General features: G+C 62.4%; 18 protein-coding genes and 2 tRNA genes. 5 read left to right on the forward strand and 15 right to left on the reverse strand.

All coding sequences use genetic code 11. From position 1 onward, the window contains the following. The 5 genes from BLS61_RS18960 to BLS61_RS18980 form a co-directional block, all read left to right on the forward strand. Positions 1-100: hypothetical protein (locus BLS61_RS18960; RefSeq protein ID WP_139205572.1), on the forward strand; the 100-nt coding region annotated here is incomplete at its 5' end. A 321-nt stretch (positions 101-421) separates the two neighbouring features. Further along, positions 422-1438, forward strand: coding sequence for a class I SAM-dependent rRNA methyltransferase (locus BLS61_RS18965; RefSeq protein WP_090433485.1), 1017 nt, complete (start codon positions 422-424; stop codon positions 1436-1438). A 104-nt stretch (positions 1439-1542) separates the two neighbouring features. Beyond that, entirely contained in the window at positions 1543-4425 is a 2883-nt protein-coding gene (locus BLS61_RS18970; protein WP_090433488.1) for a DUF748 domain-containing protein, read from the forward strand. After that, the gene (locus BLS61_RS18975) at positions 4422-4730 is read left to right on the forward strand and encodes a DUF2845 domain-containing protein (protein WP_090433490.1); all 309 of its coding nucleotides are present in this window, start codon (positions 4422-4424) and stop codon (positions 4728-4730) included. The genes BLS61_RS18970 and BLS61_RS18975 overlap by 4 nt, the downstream gene beginning before the upstream one ends. 14 nt (positions 4731-4744) lie before the next feature. Then, positions 4745-5047 carry a DUF2845 domain-containing protein gene (locus tag BLS61_RS18980; RefSeq protein ID WP_090433492.1) on the forward strand — a complete coding sequence of 101 codons (303 nt, stop codon included), beginning with the start codon at positions 4745-4747 and terminating at the stop codon, positions 5045-5047. Positions 5048-5230: 183 nt separating this feature from the next. On the opposite strand, the gene BLS61_RS18985 is transcribed toward BLS61_RS18980, so the two are convergent. From BLS61_RS18985 to folP, 15 genes are all read right to left on the reverse strand, one after another. Next, entirely contained in the window at positions 5231-5428 is a 198-nt protein-coding gene (locus BLS61_RS18985; RefSeq protein ID WP_090433494.1) for a CsbD family protein, read from the reverse strand. Positions 5429-5481: 53 nt separating this feature from the next. Next, positions 5482-5832, reverse strand: coding sequence for a BON domain-containing protein (locus BLS61_RS18990; protein WP_003240582.1), 351 nt, complete (start codon positions 5830-5832; stop codon positions 5482-5484). A gap of 889 nt (positions 5833-6721) precedes the next feature. Next, positions 6722-8830, reverse strand: a complete 2109-nt coding sequence (gene pnp, locus BLS61_RS19000; RefSeq protein WP_090433499.1) for a polyribonucleotide nucleotidyltransferase — start codon at positions 8828-8830, stop codon at positions 6722-6724. Positions 8831-9001: 171 nt separating this feature from the next. After that, a complete protein-coding gene (gene rpsO, locus BLS61_RS19005; protein WP_003240577.1) occupies positions 9002-9271 on the reverse strand; it encodes a 30S ribosomal protein S15 in 270 nt (89 codons plus the stop codon). A 218-nt stretch (positions 9272-9489) separates the two neighbouring features. Next, on the reverse strand, positions 9490-10410 hold the full coding sequence (gene truB, locus BLS61_RS19010; RefSeq protein WP_090433502.1) for a tRNA pseudouridine(55) synthase TruB: 921 nt from the start codon (positions 10408-10410) through the stop codon (positions 9490-9492). 2 nt (positions 10411-10412) lie between these two features. After that, positions 10413-10802: a 30S ribosome-binding factor RbfA gene (rbfA, locus tag BLS61_RS19015; RefSeq protein WP_090433504.1), complete on the reverse strand. Its 390-nt coding sequence runs from the start codon at positions 10800-10802 to the stop codon at positions 10413-10415. A 112-nt stretch (positions 10803-10914) separates the two neighbouring features. Further along, positions 10915-13398 carry a translation initiation factor IF-2 gene (infB, locus tag BLS61_RS19020; RefSeq protein WP_090433506.1) on the reverse strand — a complete coding sequence of 828 codons (2484 nt, stop codon included), beginning with the start codon at positions 13396-13398 and terminating at the stop codon, positions 10915-10917. 27 nt (positions 13399-13425) lie between these two features. Then, positions 13426-14907, reverse strand: a complete 1482-nt coding sequence (gene nusA, locus BLS61_RS19025) for a transcription termination factor NusA (protein ID WP_003240569.1) — start codon at positions 14905-14907, stop codon at positions 13426-13428. A 160-nt stretch (positions 14908-15067) separates the two neighbouring features. Then, positions 15068-15526, reverse strand: coding sequence for a ribosome maturation factor RimP (gene rimP, locus BLS61_RS19030; protein WP_013716994.1), 459 nt, complete (start codon positions 15524-15526; stop codon positions 15068-15070). Positions 15527-15652: 126 nt separating this feature from the next. Then, positions 15653-15729 (reverse strand) — tRNA-Met (locus tag BLS61_RS19035). Between the two features lie 97 nt (positions 15730-15826). Next, positions 15827-15912: transfer RNA gene (locus BLS61_RS19040), tRNA-Leu, on the reverse strand. 7 nt (positions 15913-15919) lie between these two features. After that, a complete protein-coding gene (secG, locus tag BLS61_RS19045; RefSeq protein WP_090433508.1) occupies positions 15920-16297 on the reverse strand; it encodes a preprotein translocase subunit SecG in 378 nt (125 codons plus the stop codon). A gap of 3 nt (positions 16298-16300) precedes the next feature. Next, complete coding sequence (gene tpiA / locus BLS61_RS19050) at positions 16301-17056, reverse strand: triose-phosphate isomerase (protein WP_090433510.1); 756 nt, start codon at positions 17054-17056, stop codon at positions 16301-16303. A 65-nt stretch (positions 17057-17121) separates the two neighbouring features. Then, the gene (glmM, locus tag BLS61_RS19055) at positions 17122-18459 is read right to left on the reverse strand and encodes a phosphoglucosamine mutase (RefSeq protein ID WP_090433512.1); all 1338 of its coding nucleotides are present in this window, start codon (positions 18457-18459) and stop codon (positions 17122-17124) included. Between the two features lie 13 nt (positions 18460-18472). Then, positions 18473-19324, reverse strand: a complete 852-nt coding sequence (folP, locus tag BLS61_RS19060; protein WP_090433513.1) for a dihydropteroate synthase — start codon at positions 19322-19324, stop codon at positions 18473-18475. Positions 19325-19327 lie beyond the last annotated feature (3 nt).

Here is a 19327-nt window from a genome sequence, read left to right on the forward strand (position 1 = left end):
CCTGCTGCACGAGATGATCCGCCGCGACGCCAGGAAAGGTCTGGCCACGCTGTGCATCGGCGGCGGCCAGGGTGTGGCGCTGGCCATCGAGCGCGGCTAACGCGCCTCCCACAATGAGGTAGGGCGGGTGAAACCCGCCACTATGAGCAATGGCGGGTTGCACCCGCCCTACGACTAGTGACCCTGTGCATTGGTGGCGGCCAGGGTGTGGCACTGGCCATCGAGCGCGGTTAACGCGCCGCTTTGTGGGAGGGGCTTTAGCCGCGACCAAGCTGAATAGTCGCCGCCAAAGCGCCGCCCACAATGAGTAACCCGCCACCACGCGCAATGGCGGGTTGCACCCGCCCTACGATCATACCCCGGCGTAACCCCGCCGGTTTCTTGATAAACTGCCGGCCTTCCTTTCTCCGAGACGCCGCGCATGCCTTCTCTTGACCAGGCGCTGCGCGCCGCCCTCGACGCCCGCCAGAATCTGCTAGCCGAACTGCACGCCCAGGGCACCGACTGCTACCGACTGTTCCACGGCAGCCAGGAAGGTGCGCCTGGCCTGACCGTCGACCGCTATGGCCCGCAGCTGCTGGTGCAAAGCTTTCATCAGCCGCTGCAACCCGATGATCTGCAGGCCATCGCCAGCAGCGTCGAAGCCCATCTGGGACAGGGCCTGCTGCCGGTCTACAACGACCGCTCCAGAGGCAATTCGCGTATCGACCGCGACCCGAGCCTGTTCCAGGCCAGCGATGCCGCCCTGGAGGACATGATCGGCCATGAATGGGGCCTCAGTTATCGCGTGCGCGGCCGCCATGCCGGGCAGGATCCGCTGCTGTTTCTCGACCTGCGCAACGCCCGCGGCTGGATCAAGGCCAACAGCGCCGGCAAGTCCGTGCTCAATCTGTTCGCCTACACCTGCGGCGTCGGTCTGTGCGCCGCAGCCGGCGGCGCGCGCGAGGTGATCAATCTGGACTTCGCCCAGGGCAACCTGGGCGTGGGCCGCGAAAATGCTGCGCTGAACCCCGCGCTGCCGGCCATGCAGTTCATCCAGTCCGACTATTTCCCGGCCATTCGCCAGCTGGCCGACCTGCCGATCAGCAGCCGCCGCGGCCAGAAACTGCCGAGCTATCCGCGCCTGCAACCACGCCAGTTCGATCTGGTCTTCCTCGACCCACCGGCCTGGGCCAAGAGCGCCTTCGGCACGGTCGACCTGCTGCGTGACTACCAGAGCCTGCTCAAGCCGGCGCTGCAGGCCACGGCAGAAAGCGGCACGCTGGTGTGCTGCAACAACCTGGCGAAGGTGGAGATGAGCGACTGGCGCACGCAAGTACTGCGCTGCGCGGAAAAATTGGGCCGCAGCGTGCAGGATTGCCAGGTCATCGCGCCAGCATCGGACTTCCCCTCCACAGACGGCAAGCCGCCGCTGAAAACCCTGATCCTGAGACTCTGACCGGGCGACGCCGGAGAAAAATGCGCAGGGGTCGGCACGCCCGGAACCGAAGCGCCGTGCCATACTCCAAGGCATCTCTTCGTCTGGATAGATGACGCCCCGCCATGCCCAAAGGACTGAAGCGCGCGCTGAGCGCCCTGTTGATCACCCTTTTCCTCTACAGCCTGATCGGCTTTCTGATCCTGCCGGGCGTGGCCCTGCGCATCGCCAATCAGCAACTGGCGCAGCTCGCCACGGTGCCCGCGTCGCTGCAGCGACTGCAGCTCAACCCGTTCAGCCTCGAACTCAGCCTCTGGGGCCTGCGCATAGGCGAGGCCGGGCAGGAGCATTTGGGCTTCCAGCGTCTGTACGCCAACCTCGAACTGGACAGCCTGTGGAGCGGCGCGCTGCACCTGGCGCAGGTGGAACTCGATGGCGCCCGCACCGAGGTGCTGTTCGCCAAGGACGGTACGCTGAACCTCACGCAACTGTTCCGCCTGCCGGAAAGCACGGCGCCGAACCAGGACAGCGCCAGCGAGCCTTTCCCGCTGCGCGTCGACAACATTCGCCTGCGCGAGAAGGCGCTGCACTTCCAGGACCTGCGCCCCAGCGAGCCGGTGGAGTTCGCCTACGATGCGCTCGATCTGGAGCTGCGCAACCTCAGCACCCTGGCCGGCGACAACGCCGAGATGACGCTTACGGCGCGCGGCCCGAATGGCGGCCATATCGACTGGCAGGGCCAGATCAGCCTGACGCCACTCACCTCCAGCGGCAGCCTGAAGCTCACCGACGGCCGCCTGCGCGCGATCTGGCCCTATGTGCGCGACGCCGTACCGCTGGCGCTCAAGGAAGGTCTGCTCGACCTCAGCAGCGACTATCGGCTCGACCTGTCCAAGGGCACCGACCTGCAGCTGAGCAAGATCAGGCTGCAGCTGTCGCCCTTCGCCATCGACGATCCGATGGGCAAGCCGCTGGTACGCCTGCAAAGCCTGGAGATCGACAACAGCAGCCTCGATCTGGCCAGGCAGCAGGTGGTGATCGGCCAGGTGCGCAGCCAGGGCCTGGAGGCCTGGGCCGCGCGCGAGGCCGACGGCCAGCTGGACTGGCAGAAGCTGTTCGCCAAACCCGATACCGCCGAGCGCGAAGCCCCCAAAACCAACGAGCAGCCTGGCGAGAGCAAGCCCTGGCAGGTGCTGCTGCAGGATGTACAGCTGCGTGATTACAAGGCCCACCTGGCCGATCGCGTACCGCAGCAGGAAGTGGCCGTGGAGGTCGGCCCGCTGAACCTCGACCTGAAGAACTTCGACAGCCTCGGCGACAAGCCTTTCGAGCTCAGGCTCGATAGCGGCCTGGGCAGGCAGGGCAAATTTCAGGCGGCCGGTACGGTGCAACTGAGCCCGACCAGCGCCCAGCTCAAGGTCGCCACCCAGGACATCGACCTGCGCCTGGCACAGGCCTATCTGAGCCCCTTCATTCGCCTGGAACTGCGCAGCGGCCTGCTCGGCAGCGACCTCGACGTCGAACTCAAGAGCACCGAACCCCTGGCCCTGCGCGTCAGCGGCGATGCCAGGGTCGACCAGTTGCACACCCTCGATACCCTGCGCGAACGCGATTTCGTGCGCTGGAAGCAGGTACGGGTCAGCGGCCTCGATTATCGCCATGGCGAAAGTCTGGCCATCGAGCATGTCGAACTGGACCAGCCCTACGCCCGCTTCGTGATCAACGAGAACCTCACCACCAACGCCAGCGAACTGATCGTGCCGCAGCCGGCACCGGCCAACGAGAAGCAGGCGGATGACAGCAAGCCGCTGGCGATCCGCATCGGCGGCGTAGCGATCAACAACGGCTCGGCCAACTTCGCCGACTTCAGCCTGACGCCCAACTTCGCCACCGCCATCCAGCAGATGAACGGCCGTATCGGCGTGCTCGACAACCAGAAGCCGCAGGCGGCCAGCGTGGACATCCAGGGCAAGGTGGACCGCTACGCGCCGATGAGCATCCAGGGCAAGCTGACGCCTTTCGATCCGCTCAACAGCCTGGATATCGCCACCCGCTTCAAGAACGTCGAGCTGACCACCATCACCCCCTATTCCGGCAAGTTCGCCGGCTACCGCATCCGCAAGGGTCGTCTCAATCTCGACCTGCACTACCGCATCGAGAAGGGCCAGCTCAACGCCGAGAACAAGGTGCTGGTGGAAAATCTGCAACTGGGCGAGCGGGTCGACAGCCCGGACGCCGTCGACCTGCCGATTCGCCTGGCGGTCGCCCTGCTCAAGGACACCCAGGGCCGCATCGCCATCGAACTGCCGGTACAGGGCAATCTCAACAACCCCGAGTTCAGCGTCATGCCCATCGTCTGGCAGACGCTGCGCAATCTGGTGCTGCGCGCCGCACAGGCACCATTCAAGTTCATCGCCGGCCTGGTCGGCGGCGGCAGCGTCGATCTCAGCACCGTGCCCTTCGCTGCCGGCTCGGCGCAACTGGAGGGTGACGCCCGCCAGGCCCTCGACACCCTGGCCAAGGCCCTGCAGGAGCGCCCGAACCTGCGTCTGGAAGTGGAAGGCCAGAGCGCACAGGATGCCGACGGCCCGCTGCTGGCCGAACAGCGTCTGCAACGCGAATTTCGCGAGGGCTGGTACAAGGTGCTGCAACGCCGTGGCGACAGGGTGCCGGCCAGCCCCGATGAACTGACAGTGGATGAAGACGAGCAGGCTGCCCTGCTCGAAGGCATCTACCGTACACGCCTCAAGCAGCAGCCGCCGGCCGAATGGGCCGCTCTCGATGACGATCAGCGTACGCAGAAGATGCGTGAGGCGGTGCTGGACTCCTGGGCGCAGAGCAAGCTGCTGCTGCGCCAACTGGCCCAGCAACGGGCTGCAACCATCAAGGATTACCTTGTCGAACAAGGTGGGCTGTACGATGAACGCGTCTACCTGATCGATGTCAATCTGAGCGAGCCCGAAGCCGACGGCCGTGTGCTCACCGCCCTGCATCTGGACAGCCAATGATCATGCGCAGCTTATCCGCCATTACCCTCATAGCCCTGACTGCCGGCCTGTTCGGCGCCAGCGCGCAAGCCGACACGCTGCGTTGCGGCAGCGCCCTGGTCAGCCTGGGCGACCGCCCGTTCGAGGTCGAACGCAAATGTGGCGCGCCGGTGCACCGCGATCCGATCGGCTACACCCTGGGCTCCTACGAACGCCGCGAATACATGATCGAGGAATGGGTCTATGGCCCTAGCAACGGCATGCTCAGCATCCTGCGCTTCGAGGGCAATCGCCTGGTTGCCATCGAACGTCGTCGCGAACGCTGAGCCGGAGAGCCACCATGCGCAAGCTGAACTACCTGATTTTGCTGCTGTGCCTGCCAGTGGCGGCCCAGGCATCCTCCACCTATCGCTGCGGCAGCGCCCTGGTCAGCAGGACGGCGCCGACCAGTGAAGTGCTGAGCAAGTGCGGAGAGCCCTCCAGCCGCGACTTTCTCGGCTACAAGGAGGTGGTCGATACCTACGGTTTTCGTAATGAAGTGAACGTCGAAGAATGGGTGTACGGGCCGAACAACGGCATGTACCACTTTCTGCGTTTCGAGGGCGGTCGCCTGACCGAGATACGCAGCAAACGCGGCAGCTGACACCACTGGAGACACGCAAAAAAATCAAGGCCCCGCCGGTCACACCGGCGGGGCCTTCGAGCTTCCATGCCTGTCGCTATCCGTGCTGGTCCGACGTCCGTGCCGGCGGCGATCCGTGCGGGTACGACATCCGTATCTGAAGCTGTCCGTAATCAGGTGGCATCCGTGCCGGGCAATCCGTGCTCAGAGCTTGTCGCTGAAATCGCGCAGCTCTTGCTGGGCCTTTTCCTTGGTCCAGCCATAACGTTCCTGCAGCTTGCCGGCCAGGTAGTCGCTGTGGCCCTCGGCGACGTCCAGGTCGTCATCGGTCAGGTTGCCCCAACGCTCCTTGATGCGACCGTTGAGCTGCTTCCATTTGCCTTTGATGATGTCGCTGTTCATGGTCTTTCTCCCGGTGACGGGGAAGTGGCCGGGCGAGCCGGCCACCTCGTTGATCAGTCAGCCGCTTTCAGGGCGTCGGCGGAAACGTCGCGCACGCCTTCGATTTCCTTCGCCTTGGCGATGGCCAGGTCGCGCTCGGCATCGGTGGCAACCGTACCGGACAGGGACACTACGCCCTGATTGGTCTCAACCTTGATATCCAGCCCGCTCAGATTCTGGTCAGCGATGAAGGTCGACTTCACCTTGCTGGTGATCCAGGTATCGGAGACCGCTTGCCCTGCACTGTCCATAGTGTCGTTGGCTGCGAGCATGGTCGGCTGGGCAAGCGCGGCCGAGGCGAGCGGCAGGCTCAGTACGGCAGCGGTCAGGGTGGCAGCGGCAAAACGGTTGATTGGCTGTTTCATGGATTGGACTCCTGTACTTTCCAGACAATCTGCAAGCCAGCTCCTGGCTGCAGGTTCACCAGTACTATCGCAAGCGCTGTGCCAGTTTCCGAAAAAGGAATAAATACTTATAAAACAATGACTTACAAATAAGACAGGGCGATCTTTTGATTGCATTTCGCCGAGTCGGAGAAAATCTCTCGGGCAATTTGCATGATTTATCCGGTACGAACGTACCTGAATGATGACTTGGATGAGCAGCTGCATCCCGGATGTCATCGCCAGAAGCAGAAGGCACGCCTCTAGCGTTTCGCTATGTGCCGAATACGCAACACCTCCACTCGGCCTCCTGAAGGGGACCAGGTCGCGAGCTTGCGACATCGCCGCAGGATCAAAGTCGGTAGCGTTTGACTTAAGCTCTTGAAGCGCGGATCTCGCAGACGACGCCCAAGTCCCCTTCAGGAGGCCGAGTGGAATCACCGTGGAAGGGGTTGAGCGACATGGATGTCGCGAGAGCTGCGATGGGACAGGGATGGCCCTTCGCAGCGTGCCCCTGGAGCGGTGATGGAGCGAGGGAACCCCGGCGCAGCAGGGCGGGGGCGTCTAGCTCGGATGTAGGGGTGTGTTTCTTTGCTTACTTTCTTTGCACAAGCAAGAGCTACGAAGCGCAGCGAAGTAACAGCCGCAGGCTGGCCCGAAGGGTGAGCGCAGCGAATCAAGTGAGTCGCCCGTAAGGGGCGAAACCTATCAGTCCAGGCGGCGCGCGAACGGATAGTGCCAAGCCATCGACAGCTAACACGTTATTGCCGGTCCGGTGTCAAGCTCAAGCGTATCTTCCCCGCGAGAATGCGAAGAGCCACAAAAAAGGGCTCCCGCAGGAGCCCTTCTCGTTCGAACCGGCGAACCGTGCTTAGACCCCGGAGGCCTCGGCAGCGGCTACGTCCTTGATCGACAGCTTGATACGACCGCGGTTGTCCACGTCCAGTACCAGTACCTTCACTTCCTGGCCTTCCTTCAGCACGTCGGTGACCTTCTCCACGCGCTGATCGCTCAGCATGGAGATGTGCACCAGACCGTCCTTGCCCGGCAGGATGTTGACGAAGGCGCCGAAGTCGACGATGCGCTCGACCTTGCCGACGTAGATCTTGCCGATCTCGGCTTCGGCGGTGATGGCCAGCACGCGCTGCTTGGCCGCCTCGGCCGCTTCCTTGGTTTCGCCGAAGATCTTGATCGAGCCGTCGTCTTCGATATCGATCGAGGCCTTGGTCTCTTCGCAGATGGCGCGGATGGTGGCGCCGCCCTTGCCGATGACGTCGCGGATCTTGTCCTGATCGATCTTCATCGCCAGCATGGTCGGCGCGTTGGCCGACAGCTCGGTACGCGACTGGGAAATGACCTGGTTCATCTGACCGAGGATGTTCAGGCGAGCTTCCAGCGCCTGCTCCAGGGCCTGCTCCATGATCTCTTCGGTGATGCCCTGGATCTTGATGTCCATCTGCAGCGCGGTAACGCCCTTGGCGGTACCGGCTACCTTGAAGTCCATGTCGCCCAGGTGGTCTTCGTCACCGAGGATGTCGGTCAGCACGGCGAACTTCTCGCCTTCCAGCACCAGACCCATGGCGATACCGGCAACCGGCGCCTTCATCGGCACACCGGCGTCCATCAGGGCCAGGGAAGCGCCGCAGACCGAAGCCATGGAGGAGGAACCGTTGGATTCGGTGATTTCCGATACCACGCGGATGGTGTAAGGGAACTCGTCTTCCTTCGGCAGCATGGCGGCAACGCCACGACGGGCCAGGCGGCCGTGACCGATTTCGCGGCGACCGGCGCCACCCATGCGGCCACACTCACCAACCGAGAACGGCGGGAAGTTGTAGTGCAGCATGAAGGGGTCTTTTTTCTCGCCTTCCAGGGTATCCAGCAGCTGAGCGTCGCGGGCGGTGCCGAGAGTGGCGACGACCAGCGCCTGGGTTTCGCCACGGGTGAACAGAGCCGAGCCGTGGGTCTTGTCGAGCACGCCGACTTCGATCTTCAGCGGACGTACGGTGCGGGTGTCGCGACCGTCGATACGCGGCTTGCCGTCGACGATGTTCTGGCGCACGGTGCGGTACTCGATCTCACCGAAAGCGGCCTTGACCTCGTCGGCGGCGAACTTGCCTTCGCCTTCGCCGGCCAGGGCAGCGATGACCTGCTCACGCAGCTCGTCCAGACGGTTGTAGCGGTCCTGCTTGATGGTGATGGTGTAGGCCTGGCTGATGGCCTCACCGAACTGGCTGCGGATGGCGTCCAGCAGCGGGGTGTTGGCGGCCGGAGCCTGCCAGTTCCAGGTCGGCTTGCCGGCTTCGGCAGCGAATTCCTTGACGGCCTGAATCACGGCCTGGAATTCCTGGTGGGCGAACAGCACGGCGCCGAGCATCTGGTCTTCGGTCAGCTCGTCAGCCTCGGATTCCACCATCAGCACGGCGGTTTCGGTACCGGCGACGACCATGTCCAGGCTGGAGGCCTTGAGCTGCTCGTAGTTCGGGTTCAGCAGGTAGCCGGTGTCCGGGTGGAAGGCCACACGGGCGGCACCGATCGGGCCGTTGAACGGGATGCCGGAAACGGCCAGGGCAGCCGAGGTACCGATCATCGAAGCGATGTCCGGATCGGTCTTCTTGCTGGTGGAAACGACGGTGCAGACGACCTGCACTTCGTTCATGAAACCTTCGGGGAACAGCGGGCGGATCGGACGGTCGATCAGGCGCGAGGTCAGGGTTTCCTTCTCGCTCGGACGGCCTTCACGCTTGAAGAAACCACCAGGAATCTTGCCGGCAGCGTAGGTCTTTTCCTGATAGTGCACGGACAGCGGGAAGAAGCCCTTGCTCGGGTCGGCGGTCTTGGCACCGACCACGGTGACCAGCACGGTGACGTCATTGTCGACGGTCACCAGCACGGCGCCGCTGGCCTGACGGGCGATACGGCCAGTCTCGAGGGTTACGGTCGATTGACCGAACTTGAACTGTTTGATTACCGGGTTCACGGTGTTTTCCTTCTCTTTGTTGCCTTTGGGGGAAATCTGAAAGCGGCATGGGAGTCGGACCCGATGCATCCTTCGAAAAGCCAAAAGCTGGAAGCCCGCAGCCGCACTCCGGGGTAAGCCCCGATGTGCCGCTGCGAACTTCCAGCTTCCAACTTGTGCAGCTCGCGTCTATTAACGACGCAGGCCCAGGCGACCGATCAGGGCGCTGTAACGAGTGGTGTCCTTGCCCTTCAGGTAGTCCAGCAGCTTACGACGCTGGTTAACCATGCGGATCAGACCACGGCGGCTGTGGTGGTCCTTGCCGTTGGCCTTGAAGTGGCCTTGCAGCTTGTTGATGTTGGCGGTCAGCAGGGCTACCTGCACTTCCGGGCTACCGGTGTCGCCTTCAGCTTGCTTGTACTCGTTTACGATCTGGGCTTTTTCTTCAACGCTGAGTGCCATGTTGGCTTCCTCTCATCTGGAAACTGCCGAAGCAGTCTCAATAGGCCGGGAATCGCTTCCCGTGTTTTAAAAAGAGGCATGACCGTGCCTACTAACAGCCACCCTCGCAATCCTGACGCTGGTATCGCCAGCCTCAGGTTTCGACCTCTCGGCCGAACCGTTCGGTGCTACGCACCGGTAAGATAACCCGGGCCCTGAGGCCCGTGTCTCCACCCGTGCTACGCACCGGTGTAAATCAATCGACGCGGAGCGATGCGCCCGTCGTCGCTCACTTCACCGATGCCGATGAAGCGACCATTGTGATCCTGCACGCGCACCATGCCGAACTTCGGCGCTTCCGGTGCCCGTACCGGTTGCCCCTGCAACCAGTAGAACGCGCTGTGCTCGGAAAACTGCAGCAGCGGCCAATCCTGCAAACCGCTGTCGACCGGCTGCAGGAAGCGATCGAGCGCTTCACTGCCACCTTCGGCGTGCACCGCTTCCAGCTCTTCCAGGCTAACGGTACGCGCCAGTTCGAAGGGACCGGCCTTGGTTCGACGCAGTTCCGCGACATGTGCGCCACAACCGAGCAATTGGCCGAGATCCTCGACCAGGGTTCGAATGTAGGTGCCCTTGCTGCAGTCCACCGACAAACGCGCCTGCTCACCTTCGAGGCCCAGCAATTCCAGGCGCGCAATAGTAACAGAACGCGCCTCGCGCTCCACTACTTCGCCAGCACGGGCCAGCTTGTACAACGGCTGACCATCCTTCTTCAGGGCCGAGTACATTGGAGGTATCTGTTTGATTTCTCCACGAAAACGCGGCAGCAGGGCCTCGATTTCGCTGCGACCAACGGTCACCGGGCGACGTTCGAGCACCTCACCTTCGGCGTCGCCGGTGGTGGTGGTCACGCCCAGTTGCGCCACGGTCTCGTAGCCCTTGTCGGCATCGAGCAGGTACTGGGAGAACTTGGTCGCCTCGCCGAAGCACAGCGGCAACACGCCGGTTGCCAGCGGATCGAGACTGCCGGTATGCCCGGCCTTCTCGGCATTGAGCAACCAGCGCACCTTCTGCAACGCCGCGTTGGAGGTAAAGCCGCGCGGCTTGTCGAGCAGGATGATGCCATCGACCTTGCGGCGAATACGTTTGACCTGCGCCACGCTTATTCCTCGCTGCCGTCCTGGTGCTTGCGATCTTCCGCCACCGCACGCTCGATCAGCGCCGACAGCTCGGCGCCGCGGCGGATGCTGGCGTCGTAGTGGAAGTGCAGCTGGGGGATGGTACGCACCTTCATCGACTTGCCCAGCAGCATGCGCAGATAACCGGCCGCCTCGCCGAGAATCTCCAGGTTGAGCTTGATCTGCTCGGCATCGTCGTCCTTGCCCATCACGGTGATGAACACCTTGGCGTGGGACAGATCGCGGCTCACGTCGACCGCAGTGATGGTTACCAGACCCAGGCGCGGGTCCTTGATCTCGCGCTGGATCAGCACTGCCAGTTCGCGCTGCATCTGATCACCGATACGCTGGGTACGGCTGTAATCTTTGGCCATTTCTTACTTACCTTTCCTTCGCCCGCATGCCTGGGCGGCAGCGGACGTAAAAGCGGCAAACGCCCGGCCGCGCATGAGCGGGGCCGGGCGTTGCGTGATCGGGATGTCGCGCTTACAGACTGCGCGCCACCTGGACCTTCTCGAACACTTCGATCTTGTCGCCGACCTTGACGTCGTTGTAGCTCTTCACGCCGATACCGCACTCCATGCCATTACGCACTTCGGCGACGTCGTCCTTGAAGCGACGCAGCGATTCCAGCTCGCCTTCGAAGATCACCACGTCCTCGCGCAGTACGCGGATCGGACGGTTGCGGTACACGGTACCCTCGATGACCATGCAGCCGGCGACGGCGCCGAACTTCGGCGAACGGAACACGTCACGCACTTCCGCGGTGCCCAGGATATTCTCGCGAACATCGCTGCCGAGCATACCGGTGAGGGCCTTCTTGACGTCTTCGATGATGTCGTAGATGACGTTGTAGTAGCGCATGTCGAGGCCTTCGGACTCGACGATCTTGCGCGCACCGGCGTCAGCACGGACGTTGAAGCCGAACAGCACGGCATTGGAAGCCAGCGCCAGGTTGGCATCGGACTCGGTGATACCACCGACGCCGCCACCGACCACACGCACCTGCACTTCGTCGTTGCCCAGGGTGCTGAGCGAGCCCTGCAGGGCCTCCAGAGAACCACGCACGTCGGCCTTGAGGACGATATTGAGGGTCTTCTTCTCTTCCTGGCCCATGCTCTCGAAGATGTTTTCCAGCTTGCCGGCGTGGGCACGAGCCAGTTTGACCTCGCGGAACTTGCCCTGACGGAACAGAGCGACTTCGCGGGCCTTCTTCTCGTCAGCCACCACCATCATCTCGTCACCGGCATCCGGAGTGCCGTCCAGGCCGAGGATCTCGACCGGAATCGACGGACCGGCTTCCTTGATCGGCTTGCCGTTCTCGTCGAGCATGGCACGCACGCGGCCGTAGTTGACGCCGACCAGAACCATGTCGCCCTGACGCAGGGTACCGTCCTGAACCAGCACGGTAGCCACCGGGCCGCGGCCCTTGTCCAGACGCGACTCGACCACCACACCACGACCGGGAGCGGTCGGAGTGGCTTTCAGTTCGAGAACCTCGGCCTGCAGCAGCACGGCTTCGAGCAGCTCGTCGATACCGGTACCGGCCTTGGCGGAAACCGGTACGAAGGGTGCGTCGCCGCCCCACTCTTCCGGAATCACGTCCAGCGCGGCCAGGCCGTTCTTGATGTTGTCCGGATTGGCTTCCGGCTTGTCCATCTTGTTCACCGCAACCACGATCGGCACGCCAGCCGCTTTCGCGTGCTGCACGGCTTCCTGGGTCTGCGGCATCACGCCGTCGTCAGCGGCGACGACGAGAATGACGATGTCGGTGGCCTTGGCACCACGGGCACGCATCGCGGTGAACGCGGCGTGACCGGGGGTGTCGAGGAAGGTGACCATGCCGCGGTCGGTTTCCACGTGGTAGGCGCCGATGTGCTGGGTGATGCCACCCGCCTCACCGGAAGCCACCTTGGCACGACGGATGTAGTCGAGCAGCGAGGTCTTACCATGGTCCACGTGACCCATCACGGTCACCACCGGCGCACGGGAAACGGCTTCGCCTTCGAACTTCAGCGACTCGGCAAGGGAATCTTCCAGCGCGTTGTCGCTGACCAGCTTGACCTTGTGGCCCAGCTCTTCGGCGACCAGCTGGGCAGTTTCCTGATCCAGCACCTGGTTGATGGTGGCAGGCGAGCCCATCTTGAACATGAACTTGATGACTTCAGCGGCCTTCACCGACATCTGCTGGGCCAGTTCGCCCACGGTGATGGTCTCGCCAATCGATACTTCACGCACCACCGGACCGGCCGGAGCCTGGAAGCCGTGCTGGTTGCGCTTCTTCATCTTGGCCTTGCCGCGACCGCCACGACGGAAGCCGTCGCTCTCTTCGTCGACACTACGCGGTGCGACGCGCGGAGCTGGTGCCTTTTCCTTGAGGGTCGGACGATGCTGCGCGTGCTTGCGATCACGACGCTCGTCTTCGTCGCTGCGCGCCTTCTCGGGACGACGCGCTTCTTCTTTCTTGCGTTCTACCTCGATGACCGGCGCGGCTACTGCCGGCTCGCTGGCCGGAGCCGGTGCGGCAGCGGGTGCCGGGGCTTCGGTAGCGGCGGCAGCCTGACGCTTGGCCTCTTCTTCGGCCTTGCGCTTGGCTTCTTCCTCGGCCTTCAGACGCTCGGCCTCGGCAGCTGCCCGCTGAGCTTCCAGCTCACGCTGCTTCTCGGCTTCGAGCTCTTCCGGGCTGCGCTTGACGAAGGTCTTCTTCTTGCGCACTTCAACGCTGATGGTCTTGCTGCCAGCCACCTTGAGGGTGCTGGTGGTCTTGCGCTGCAAGGTGATCTTGCGCGGCTCTTCGACCTTGTCGCCGTGACTGCTCTTGAGATGGGCCAACAGGGCCTGCTTCTCACTATCGGTCACTACTTGTTCGGCACTGCTGTGGGACAGGCCGGCTTCACGCATCTGCTGCAGCAGGCGCTCAACCGGAGTGTCGACCACTTTGGCCAGTTCTTTCACCGTGACTTGCGTCATGCATCTTTCTCCTCAGGCCGCAACCGCTTATTCGAACCAGTGGGCTCGAGCGGCCATGATCAGCTTGCCGGCACGCTCTTCGTCGATGCCGTCGATGTCGAGCAGGTCGTCGATCGACTGCTCGGCCAGGTCTTCACGGGTAATCACGCCGCGCAGCGCAAGCTCGAGAGCCAGCGCCTTGTCCATGCCTTCCAGTTCCAGCAAATCATCTGCCGGATGGGCATCGGCCAACTTCTCCTCGTTGGCGATCGCCTTGGTCAGCAGACGATCCTTGGCCCGTGCACGCAGCTCGTTGACGATTTCCTCGTCAAAGCCATCGATGCTGAGCATTTCTTCCATGGGTACGTAGGCAATCTCTTCGAGACTGGTGAAACCCTCTTCGACCAGGACTTGGGCCAGTTCTTCGTCGACTTCCAGCTCGTCGATGAAGGACTGCATGATGTCGCCGGTTTCTGCCTGCTGCTTGGCCTGAATGTCCGCCTCGGTCATCACGTTCAGGGTCCAGCCGGTCAGTTGACTGGCCAGGCGCACGTTCTGACCGCCACGGCCGATGGCCTGAGCCAGGTTGTCTTCGGCAACGGCGATGTCCATGGCATGGGCATCTTCGTCGACGATGATCGCAGCCACTTCAGCCGGCGACATGGCGTTGATCACGAACTGCGCAGGGTTGTCGTCCCACAGCACGATATCCACGCGCTCGCCACCCAGTTCGCCGGAAACGGCCTGAACGCGCGAACCGCGCATGCCGATACAGGCGCCCTGCGGGTCGATACGCTTGTCCTTGGAACGCACGGCGATCTTGGCGCGCGAGCCCGGATCACGGGAGGCGGCCTTGACGTCGATCAGCCCTTCGGCGATTTCCGGTACTTCGATGCGGAACAGCTCGATCAGCATTTCCGGAGCGGTACGCGACAGGATCAGCTGCGGGCCGCGGTTCTCGGTACGAATTTCCTTGAGCAGGGCACGCAGACGCACGCCAACACGGAAAGTCTCGCGCGGAATGATGTCTTCGCGGGCCAGCAGGGCCTCGGCGTTGTTGCCCAGGTCGACGATGACGTTGTCGCGAGTGACCTTCTTCACGGTACCGGAGATGATCTCGCCCAGACGCTCGCGGTAGGCATCGACCACCTGAGCGCGCTCGGCCTCGCGCACTTTCTGCACGATGACCTGCTTGGCGGTTTGCGCGGCGATACGGCCGAACTCGATGGACTCGACCTTTTCTTCGAGCACATCACCAATCTTGGCCTTGGCTTCGACGGCCTGCGGCATGTCCTCGGTCAGCTGATAGGCCGGATCTTCGAACTCGGACTCGTCGACCACGGTCCAGCGACGGAAGGTTTCGTAGCTACCGTTCTGACGATTGATCGACACACGCAGGTCGACCTCGTCCTCGAAACGTTTCTTGGTCGCGGTCGCCAGAGCCAGCTCCAGCGCCTCGAAAATCACGCCGGCCGGTACACCCTTCTCGTTGGATACCGACTCAACAACCAGCAGTACTTCTTTGCTCATCGTACGCCTCGCCTTTCGCAATCCATTGGTTCTGCGCAATCCGCGTCACGTTCACGCCATTGGCGCTTCATTCGTGCGCTGCCGCGCTACCTTCGCGCCATCTGTGTCGCCCGTTCCGCACCGAAAGTCGGCAGCACGGCAGCGACGCAGAATCCGCATCTCAATCAAATCGGGGGATGATGTTGGCCTTGTCGATCAGGTCGATCGGCAACAGATACTCGTGGTCATCCACCTGCACCACCACGTCCTGCTCCTCCACACCGCGAAGGAGGCCCTGAAAGTTGCGACGCCCATCGAAAGGCGAACGCAGCTTGATCTTCACCTGCTCACCGACATGCGCCGCGAACTGTTCGAGGGTGAACAACGGACGATCCATGCCAGGAGAAGAAACTTCCAGCGTGTACTCGGAGGAAATCGGGTCCTCGACATCGAGTACGCCACTGAGCTGACGGCTGACGATTTCGCAATCGTCGATCAGGATGCCGTCGGCCTTATCGATATAGACACGCAGCAGCGAATGACGCCCCTGCGACAGGAACTCGATGCCCCAACACTGATAACCGAGCGCTTCGATTACCGGGGCCAACAAGGCCTGCAACTGTTCTAGCTTGCTCGACACTTAACGGCCCTCGTGCATGCTGTGCAAATAAAAAATGGGCGAAACGCCCATCCCGTCAGTCCGCCCAAAAGCAGCGAACACTGTGTTTCAGCTAACAAAAAGCCCCTGAAAAGGGGCTTCCGAAACTGGTTGCGGGGGCAGGATTTGAACCTACGACCTTCGGGTTATGAGCCCGACGAGCTACCAGACTGCTCCACCCCGCGTCAAAGCTGGGCCGGAATTATACGGCCACCCCCTGGCGAGGGTCAACCAAACACTCCAGCAACAAGAAAGCCCGCGAACTGCGGGCTTTCTTGAGTATGGTACCGAGGAGGGGACTCGAACCCCTACAGCCTATGGCCACTACCACCTCAAGGTAGCGTGTCTACCAATTCCACCACCTCGGCAAAACGGTTACTGCTCTGGAGCCTCCGGCACATCCGAAGCATCGGATGCTGGAGCCTGCTCTTCGAGCACCGGCACGTCTTCGACCGCCGGCTTTTGTTGAACTTCCAGAACCGCTGGATCTGGCAGACCAGCCTGAGTCAGTGCATCAGCTTTTTCTTTAGCAAAGAACGCTAAACCCAAGCTGGTAATGAAAAAACCTGCGGCAAGTATACCAGTAAACTTACTCAGAAAGGTAGAGGAACCTTGGCTTCCGAATACAGTTGCCGAAGCACCCGAACCGAACGACGCACCTGCGTCAGCACCCTTACCCTGCTGCAGCAAAACCAGCACAACAATACCGATCGCACCCAGCAGGTGCAGAACAACAATGACTGTTTCCAGCATTCTTCAGTTTCCTGCAGCGCGACAGATCGCACCGAATTCATCCGCATTCAGAGAGGCACCACCCACGAGCCCCCCATCGATATCCTGCATGCCGAACAACTCGGCTGCACTGGCGGCCTTCACGCTGCCGCCATAAAGAATTCTCAGCTCGCCGGCGACATCAGCATTCAGCTGCGCAACCTGCGCGCGAATCGCTGCGTGCACTTCCTGAGCCTGCTCAGGCGTAGCGGTCAACCCGGTGCCGATGGCCCATACAGGCTCATAGGCAACAACGGCTTTTTTCAGCACCTCGACGCCCAGGGCATCGATCACTGCGGCCAACTGGCCACCTACCACACCCAGCGTTGCATCCGCTTCACGCTGCTCACGGGTTTCACCGACACAGAGCACGGGAACCAGGCCCGCCGCCTGCACGGCCGCAAACTTGCGCACGACCATCTCATCGCTTTCACCCAGAATCAGGCGACGCTCGGAGTGGCCAACCAGCACCAGCTCGCAACCGCCATCGACCAACTGGCTCACCGCCAGCTCACCGGTCAGGGCGCCCTGCTCGACCTGCGCTGCGCAATCCTGCGCTCCCACCTTCACAGCCTTGCCGTTCAAGCCGTCGATGACCTGAGCGATATGCAGACTGGAGGGGAATACCGCGACATCGACGCCAGCAGGCATCTCCTGCTGACGCAACCCTTCGATCAGCTCTGCGACGCTGGCGCGGGTACCGTGCATTTTCCAGTTACCGGCGACCAAGGGGCGACGCATGTTTTACCTCGTCGATCAAAGAGGGCGCAGATGTTACCCAAGAGCACCCTCGGTAGCAAGCGCAATCAAGCACAGACTTCGGCAACAATCTTAGCCAATTCATCGGCATAGCTGCGCACGCTGCCTTCCTCGTCGCCTTCGACCATCACTCGCACCAGCGGCTCGGTGCCGGATTTGCGCAGCAGCACGCGGCCGCGCCCGGCCATACGCTCGGTCACCCGGGCACAGGCTTCCTTCACCGAAGGATGTTCGAGCGGATCGAGCGCGCCGGAGAAGCGCACATTGACCAGCACCTGTGGGCACTTCTTCAGATCGCTGCGCGCTTCGACCAGGCTCTGACCACGGCGCTTGAGTGCCATCAGCACCTGCAGCGCGGCGATGATCGCGTCACCCGTGGTGGTATGCTGGAAACACACCAGATGCCCTGAATTCTCCCCGCCCAACTGCCAGTTACGCGCCAGCAGCTCGGCGATCACGTAGCGGTCGCCGACCTTGGCACGCACGAACGGAATGTTCAGCTCGGCCAGCGCCAGCTCCAGACCCAGGTTGCTCATCAGCGTACCGACCACGCCGCCGCGCAGTCGCCCGCGCTCCTGCAGATCACGAGCGATGATGAACAGCAACTCGTCACCATCGACCACCGTGCCATATTGATCGACCATCAGCACGCGGTCGGCGTCACCGTCGAAGGCGATTCCCAGATCGGCCTGCTGCGCGACCACTTCGGCCTGCAACGCGGCGATATGCGTGGAGCCGCAACCGGCGTTGATATTCAACCCGTCGGGCTGCGCCGAAATGACCTGCACGTCGGCACCCAGTTCGCGAAACACGCTCGGCGCAACCTTGTAGGCGGCACCATGGGCGCAGTCGACGACGATCTTCAGCCCCTTGAAGCTGGTGCCACTTGGCACACTGCCCTTGCAGAACTCGATATAGCGACCGGAAGCATCGTTGATCCGCGAAGCCTTGCCGATCTCGGCGGACTCGACAACGCTCATGGGCTGGTCGAGCAACTCCTCGATCATCGCCTCGACATCATCGGGAAGCTTGGTGCCTTCACTGGAGAAGAACTTGATGCCGTTGTCATCGTGCGGATTGTGCGAGGCACTGATAACGATGCCGGCGTCAGCCTGAAAGGTCCGGGTCAGATAGGCGATGGCCGGTGTCGGCATCGGCCCGAGCAACTGCACGTCTGCACCTGCTGCAGCCAGCCCCGCCTCCAGGGCCGACTCGAACATGTAGCCGGAAATGCGCGTGTCCTTGCCGATCAGGATGCGGCACTTGCCTTCCTTGCGAAACGCCATGCCCGCCGCCCAGCCGAGCTTGAGCATGAAATCCGGAGTGATGGGAAACTGCCCGACGCGGCCACGAATGCCATCGGTGCCGAAGTACTTTCTAGCCATAACGCTTTCCTTGTTATTGCGCTGCCTCGACCGCAGCGATCATGCGCACCACATCCACCGTTTCGGCGACATCGTGCACACGCAGAATATGTGCGCCCTTGGTCAACGCCAGGGCCGCCAGTGCCAGGCTGCCATAGAGCCGCTCGCCGACCTCGTGACCGAGCACCTTGCCGATCATGCTCTTGCGTGAAACGCCGATCAGCAAGGGGCGCCCAAGAGTAGAGAGTTCAGCCATGCGCCTGAACAGGACGAGATTGTGCTCCAAGGTCTTGGCAAAACCAAACCCCGGATCGAGCACGATCCGCTCGGCGGGAATACCGACCGTCGCACATGCAGCCATGCGCTCGACGAGAAAATCATGCACCTCGGCAACGATGTTCGGGTACTGCGGGTTGTCCTGCATGGTGCCCGGCTCACCGCGCATGTGCATCAGACATACCGGCAGCCCGGTATCCGCCGCCGCATCCAGAGCGCCATCACGCTGCAGCGAGCGCACATCGTTGATCAGCCCCGCCCCCAGCCTCGCGCTTTCGCGCATGACGGCTGGTGTCGAGGTATCCACGGAAATGATCACGTCGAGCTCGCGGGCGATGGCCTCGACCATCGGCGCAACGCGTTCCAGTTCCTCGGTCGGCGAAACGCTTCGTGCCCCTGGACGCGTGGACTCACCACCGATATCGATCAGCGTCGCGCCAGCAGCGACCATCGCCTCGGCATGACGCAAGGCAGCATCACGCGCGGTGAAGCGCCCACCGTCGGAAAAGGAGTCGGGAGTGACATTGAGGATGCCCATCACTTGCGGACGGGACAAATCAAGAAGCCGGCTGCCACAGGGCAGCCGGCTCGGGTGTAGCTGTCGAGACATAGG

Origin of the sequence: Ectopseudomonas guguanensis (genome assembly GCF_900104265.1) — a bacterium.
In the GTDB taxonomy this organism is placed as follows: Bacteria; Pseudomonadota; Gammaproteobacteria; order Pseudomonadales; family Pseudomonadaceae; genus Aquipseudomonas; species Aquipseudomonas guguanensis.

Excerpts from the sequence above, each read along its gene's own strand:
- BLS61_RS18965 (WP_090433485.1), top strand. The coding sequence starts at position 422 with ATGCCTTCTCTTGACCAGGCGCTGCGCGCCGCCCTCGACGCCCGCCAG.
- BLS61_RS18970 (WP_090433488.1), top strand. The coding sequence starts at position 1,543 with ATGCCCAAAGGACTGAAGCGCGCGCTGAGCGCCCTGTTGATCACCCTT.
- BLS61_RS18975 (WP_090433490.1), top strand. The coding sequence starts at position 4,422 with ATGATCATGCGCAGCTTATCCGCCATTACCCTCATAGCCCTGACTGCC.
- BLS61_RS18980 (WP_090433492.1), top strand. The coding sequence starts at position 4,745 with ATGCGCAAGCTGAACTACCTGATTTTGCTGCTGTGCCTGCCAGTGGCG.
- BLS61_RS18985 (WP_090433494.1), bottom strand. The coding sequence starts at position 5,428 with ATGAACAGCGACATCATCAAAGGCAAATGGAAGCAGCTCAACGGTCGC.
- BLS61_RS18990 (WP_003240582.1), bottom strand. The coding sequence starts at position 5,832 with ATGAAACAGCCAATCAACCGTTTTGCCGCTGCCACCCTGACCGCTGCC.
- rpsO (WP_003240577.1), bottom strand. The coding sequence starts at position 9,271 with ATGGCACTCAGCGTTGAAGAAAAAGCCCAGATCGTAAACGAGTACAAG.
- rbfA (WP_090433504.1), bottom strand. The coding sequence starts at position 10,802 with ATGGCCAAAGATTACAGCCGTACCCAGCGTATCGGTGATCAGATGCAG.
- infB (WP_090433506.1), bottom strand. The coding sequence starts at position 13,398 with ATGACGCAAGTCACGGTGAAAGAACTGGCCAAAGTGGTCGACACTCCG.
- nusA (WP_003240569.1), bottom strand. The coding sequence starts at position 14,907 with ATGAGCAAAGAAGTACTGCTGGTTGTTGAGTCGGTATCCAACGAGAAG.
- secG (WP_090433508.1), bottom strand. The coding sequence starts at position 16,297 with ATGCTGGAAACAGTCATTGTTGTTCTGCACCTGCTGGGTGCGATCGGT.
- tpiA (WP_090433510.1), bottom strand. The coding sequence starts at position 17,056 with ATGCGTCGCCCCTTGGTCGCCGGTAACTGGAAAATGCACGGTACCCGC.
- glmM (WP_090433512.1), bottom strand. The coding sequence starts at position 18,459 with ATGGCTAGAAAGTACTTCGGCACCGATGGCATTCGTGGCCGCGTCGGG.
- folP (WP_090433513.1), bottom strand. The coding sequence starts at position 19,324 with ATGTCTCGACAGCTACACCCGAGCCGGCTGCCCTGTGGCAGCCGGCTT.